This window comes from Actinomycetes bacterium (assembly GCA_036510875.1).
In the GTDB taxonomy this organism is placed as follows: Bacteria; Actinomycetota; Actinomycetes; order Prado026; family Prado026; genus DATCDE01.
On the sequence record DATCDE010000358.1, the window covers coordinates 1 to 4,771 of the forward strand.

Sequence of the window (4,771 nt, forward strand, 5' to 3'; positions counted from 1 at the left end):
TGGTATTCCCCTTGGCGAGCTGCACTAAGCGCGGTGCAGGGGATATACGTAATCTTGGACGCACGCACCGGCCAGCTGTACGTGGGGAAAGCCGACGGCGGTGAGCGAATCCTCGGCCGCTGGACCGCCTACGCCCAAGACGGCCACGGGGGCAATGTGGCCCTGAAAGAGCTCGGTGTGAAGGACCCAACGCACAAGCAGAACTTCATGTTCAGCATCTTGCGGGTCTTCGATCCGAACGCGCCGACCCCCGAGGTCAACGCTGCGGAATCGCACTTCAAGCGGGCACTGACGACCCCACAGTTCCGCCTCAACCGGAACTGAGACGCCAAGGCCCGCGATTTCCTGCGGCGGCTCTTGGTGAGATCGAGGGCGCCGACGGGCGGCGATAGGACGCAACTCGGTCGGGTCTTGCGCACGCTGCGTGGAGCCAGAAGGCTTGGGATGTGGCAACGACCGACGACCTGGTCGCGCTGGGCTTCACGTCCTCCAGCGTCGCCGCCGTGACCCTGAATCTTCCGCACCCCGATCCATTCGGCATGGGGCCGTTCTGTCGTCTGCGGGTGCAGACGACAGCCCCACAGGAACCTGGCGTGTACGCCTGGGTCGCGGACGGGCAGGTCTGCTACGTCGGCAAGCCAGTTGAAGGTTACGGGCTGATCCAGAAGGTGAAGGGTCAGAGCCTGGGAAGGGCCTACGACGACTACACCTACTGTCCGCCGTCCAAGGCGCTCAAGCAGTCGCAGACTCGCGCCCGCGTTAACGGGCTACTCAACGCGTCGCTCGTTGCTGGTCACGTCGTGGAGTGGTGGTGGCTCGTCGCCGCTCGCCCCGATGAGGTCGAGGAACTCCTTATCCAGCGCTGGAATCCACCTTGGAACATCGCCCTGCGCAACCACTAATGAGAGCGCTCGAAGACAGTCGATTGGATCGACTCGCCCGACTGGCGGCGGTATGACGCATGTGGTCCACCGCGCGGATCGCGGCTACTTAGGGTTGGTACAGGACGTATGGTCCGGGCCCGATGATGCTGCCCGACAGCACGCAATGCTCGCAGTGCATGCGCCGGCCGGTGCCCGCCGGCCATGCTCTATCGGTACTGTGAAGGCAGCGGCAGAGTCTGAAGTTGCATCATCTCCTCTAGGAGGTCGGAATATGTCCTACCAGGCGTACCTCGACGCGATCGAGGCCAAGACCGGCAAGACGCCGCAGGAGTTGCTCGACGACGCCGAGAGTCGTGGCTATGGGCCTGACACCAAGGCGGCGATCGTGGTGGACTGGTTGCAGTCGGAGTATGGCGTGGGCCGCGGTCACGCGATGGCGCTCTATGGGGTGCTCAAGAACGGTCCGACCGTCCCGGAGAAGCACGTGGGCTCCTCCGGCAGCCATCGCGACGATTCGCTGACCTTGCGGCTGGACGGTCTGGAGGCGCGCTGACTTCCATGGCCGGGCAACAGGTCCGTGCAGGAGGCAGGGCGATGACCGCTGACGTCGGCTGGACGGCGTGGTCCGCCAGGGAACAACGAGTGGGAAAAGCATGCCCCGTCACACCCCTATGGCCACCGAAGGATTCTTAACGGGACCGAGGCTGGCCTGACGGGGCCCGGATACGATTGGGCGATGATTTCGCACGACGACGTTCGCCGCATCGCCGCAAGCCTGCCGGGCGCTTACGAGCAGGCATCCTTCGGCGGTCGGCCCTCCTGGCGGACGACGCCGCGGATGTTCGCCTGGATCCGCGAGGACCCCGAAGCGCTCGTCGTGTGGGTCTCGTCAGAGGAGGAAAAGACGGCGATGATCGCGTCCGAACCGGGCCGATTCTTTACCACAGCCCATTACGACGGCACGCCAATCCTGCTGGTTCGCCTCGAGGCAGTTGACGTCATCGAAGCGAGCGAGCTGGTGACGGAGTCGTGGCGCCTGCGGGCATCGCGAACGCTCGTCAAGTCCTGGGACGCCGCTCACTGACACCGTCAAATGCGCTGGCGACGGCACACATGTGGGTCCAGCGCGGTAGGCCGCTCCAGCGTCGCGAGGCCCCGCCCTTCAGCGGGCTGTTGGGGTCCTTGGGGGTGGCGCCCTCGATGGAGACGTGGGTGTCGCAGAGATGGTGATGACGGTTCATCGTCGTGGCCATTGGTTGGCACGGATGTTCTGGGCTGCGAGCCGGGCTGTCTCAGCGATGCGTTGGGCGCGGGTGGCGGGGCGCTTCGCTTGGATGATCCACTCGAGGATTCCCCGCCGAGCCGATGGCGGGAACGCGTCCCAGTGAGTGCGTGCGGGGGGAAGGCCGGCGAGGGCGGCCGTGAGGTCGGCAGGCTCAACCAGGTCCTCGACGTCATCGAGTCGCGACCATGCACCGTTGCGCTTCGCCTGGGCGATCGCGCGCTCCCCGGCGTCAGACATGAGGCCCTGGCGGCGAAGCTCCTCCACCCGCTTCTTGTTCGGTCTGGACCAGGCGCTGGTGGGCTTGCGGCGAGAGAAGTAGAGCATCGTGCGCTCGTCGTCGAGGCGGCGCGGCAGGCTGTCGACCCACCCGAACGCGAGCGCCTCGCTAACTGCGTCGTCGTAGGAGATGCGCGGTCGCCCGGTTGTGGCCTTCCACGACACCATCCACACCGCCGGGGTGTCGGCATGGTGCGCGGACAGCCAGGCACGCCAGTCGGCACGGGTGAGGGGATGCGTGCGTGGGGCCGAGTCGAGGCTGGTCACGGCTGAGTTCTCTCACGTGCAGTCGAGTTGCCGCCAGGGCCCGGTGCCAGGGAGGCGCACAGGGCTGTCAACGGCGCCCTGACGCCGGGCGGGTCTGTGGCCATGACGGTCCTCTATACCCATCTCAGCGGCGCGAGACCCGTCCTCGTAGGGCGGCGAAAGCCAGGGTGTGGCTGACGGCGGCCACGGCCAGGATGGCAATCACCCCTTGGAGGAGCGGTGTCGGCTGCCAGCCGCCAGTCAGCAGCGAGCGCAGCGCGGCGAGGACGTAGGTCACGGGGTTGTAGGTGGCGACGGTGGACAGCCACCCGGTCAGTGCTTCTTGGGGGAGGAACGCGGTGGTCAGGAAGGCGAACGGGAAGAACAGCAGGAAGCTGGAGTTGACTGCTGCAGGGTTGCCTGTCTTGAGTGCGATCGCGTAGGGGAAGCCGGTGAAGGCCAGCCCCCACAGCCCCGCCAGCAGCAGGAACAGCAGGGCGCCCGGGATGCCGGTGGAGAACCCTACCCCGACGATCGCGCCGAGGATGAGCACCGGGATCGACAGGGCGATCACGAGGGCGAGGTCGGCGACCATCAGCCCGAGCAGGAGGGCTGGCCGGCTCATCGGGGTCAACAGCAGTCGGTCGAAGTAGCCGTCGTTGATGTCGGTGACCAGTGCGCTGGCGCGCGAGATGCCGGTGACGGCGAAGATGATCGCCACTGGAAGCTGGAACGCCTTGAAGTCGGTGACTCCAGCGGCCTCGGCCACGTTGGACAGCGATCCCACGTTCACCACGAAGAAGAACACCGGGATGATCAGAGCGGGGATCACCGCCTCGGGCTCACGCGGGATCTGCCGCAACGCCCGGATCGCCACCGAGGTGAGGTCTCGGGCAAACCCGGCGTGTCGGGCGATCACGTCACCGGCGTGCGGGTCGGAGGCCGTGGCGGCCCCGGTTGCCTTGGTCGTCATCGGGCCTCCTCCACCGTCCGGGCTGGGTCGGTGTCGCCGTCCCGGTCGGCGATGCGGGCGCCGGTCACCGACAGGAACACGTCATCCAACGTCGGTGTGCGCAGCGACAGCTCGCGCACCCGCAGCCCACCACCGGCCTCGGCCAGAGCCAGGGCGACCGGGCTGACCGCGGCCGGGCCGTTGGTGACCGCGGCCGTCACCTCCAAGCCGTTGACATCGACGTGTTCGACCACGTGGAGCGGCGTCAGGGCTCGCCGGGCGATGTCGGGGTCACCCTCGACGACCGCCACCACCAGGTCGGTGCCGATGGACCGCTTCAGCTCCTCGGGGGTGCCTTCGGCCACCAGCCGGCCGTGGTCGATGATCCCGACCCGGTCGGCGAGCTCGTCGGCTTCCTCCAGGTACTGGGTGGTCAGGAACACGGTCATGCCCAGCTCGGCGTTCAGTCGCCGTACCTCCTCCCAGACCTTGGCCCGGCTCACCGGGTCCAGCCCGGTCGTCGGTTCGTCGAGGAACAGGACTCGAGGGTTGTGCACCAGCGCCAGCGCGAGGTCGAGCCGCCGCTTCATGCCGCCAGAGAAGGTGGCCACCCGGTCCTCGAGGGCTGGGCCGATGTCGATGAGGGTGCGCAAGTCGGCCAGTCGGCGTTCGGTGTCGGTCTTCGACAACCCGTAGAAGCGCCCCTGCAGACGCAGCATCTCCACGCCGGTCTGCTTCGGGTCCAGCGCGGCCTCCTGCAATGCCACCCCGATCCGCAGCCGCACTTGGTCGGGGTCAGTGGCCACGTCGAACCCGGCCACGGTGGCCTGACCAGCGGTGGGCGCCAGGAGGGTGCTCAACACCCGGGTGACAGTGGACTTCCCGGCGCCGTTCGGGCCGAGAAAGCCGTAGATCTCACCGCGTTCCACAGACAGATCCACACCGTCGACTGCTTGTGTGGCCCCGAAAGAACGCTTCAGACCCCGGGCGAAGATCTCGGAAGGCGCCATGATCTTCGAAACCTTATCCACACACGAAGGCGCCCACAAGACACTGTTGAAGGTTGGCTAGCCACAGCTTGGTGTCACGAACTCATGGTTGTGTCTTGAGTTTTCAGGCTGCCTTTCC

At 66.7% G+C, this 4,771-nt stretch carries 7 protein-coding genes; 4 read left to right on the forward strand and 3 right to left on the reverse strand.

Features of this window, described 5'->3' with window-relative positions; genetic code table 11:
• The 4 genes from VIM19_20495 to VIM19_20510 form a co-directional block, all read left to right on the forward strand.
• Positions 1-324 (forward strand): GIY-YIG nuclease family protein (locus tag VIM19_20495; protein ID HEY5187216.1); only part of this gene is annotated, 324 nt, incomplete at its 5' end.
• Positions 325-446: 122 nt separating this feature from the next.
• Complete coding sequence (locus tag VIM19_20500) at positions 447-902, forward strand: hypothetical protein (GenBank protein HEY5187217.1); 456 nt, start codon at positions 447-449, stop codon at positions 900-902.
• A gap of 253 nt (positions 903-1,155) precedes the next feature.
• Complete coding sequence (locus VIM19_20505) at positions 1,156-1,437, forward strand: DUF4287 domain-containing protein (protein ID HEY5187218.1); 282 nt, start codon at positions 1,156-1,158, stop codon at positions 1,435-1,437.
• Between the two features lie 183 nt (positions 1,438-1,620).
• Positions 1,621-1,968 carry an MmcQ/YjbR family DNA-binding protein gene (locus VIM19_20510; protein ID HEY5187219.1) on the forward strand — a complete coding sequence of 116 codons (348 nt, stop codon included), beginning with the start codon at positions 1,621-1,623 and terminating at the stop codon, positions 1,966-1,968.
• A 153-nt stretch (positions 1,969-2,121) separates the two neighbouring features.
• On the opposite strand, the gene VIM19_20515 is transcribed toward VIM19_20510, so the two are convergent.
• From VIM19_20515 to VIM19_20525, 3 genes are all read right to left on the reverse strand, one after another.
• On the reverse strand, positions 2,122-2,712 hold the full coding sequence (locus VIM19_20515) for a YdeI/OmpD-associated family protein (GenBank protein ID HEY5187220.1): 591 nt from the start codon (positions 2,710-2,712) through the stop codon (positions 2,122-2,124).
• Positions 2,713-2,836: 124 nt separating this feature from the next.
• The gene (locus VIM19_20520; protein HEY5187221.1) at positions 2,837-3,664 is read right to left on the reverse strand and encodes an ABC transporter permease; all 828 of its coding nucleotides are present in this window, start codon (positions 3,662-3,664) and stop codon (positions 2,837-2,839) included.
• Positions 3,661-4,653, reverse strand: a complete 993-nt coding sequence (locus VIM19_20525) for an ATP-binding cassette domain-containing protein (GenBank protein ID HEY5187222.1) — start codon at positions 4,651-4,653, stop codon at positions 3,661-3,663. The genes VIM19_20520 and VIM19_20525 overlap by 4 nt, the downstream gene beginning before the upstream one ends.
• Positions 4,654-4,771: the final 118 nt, after the last annotated feature.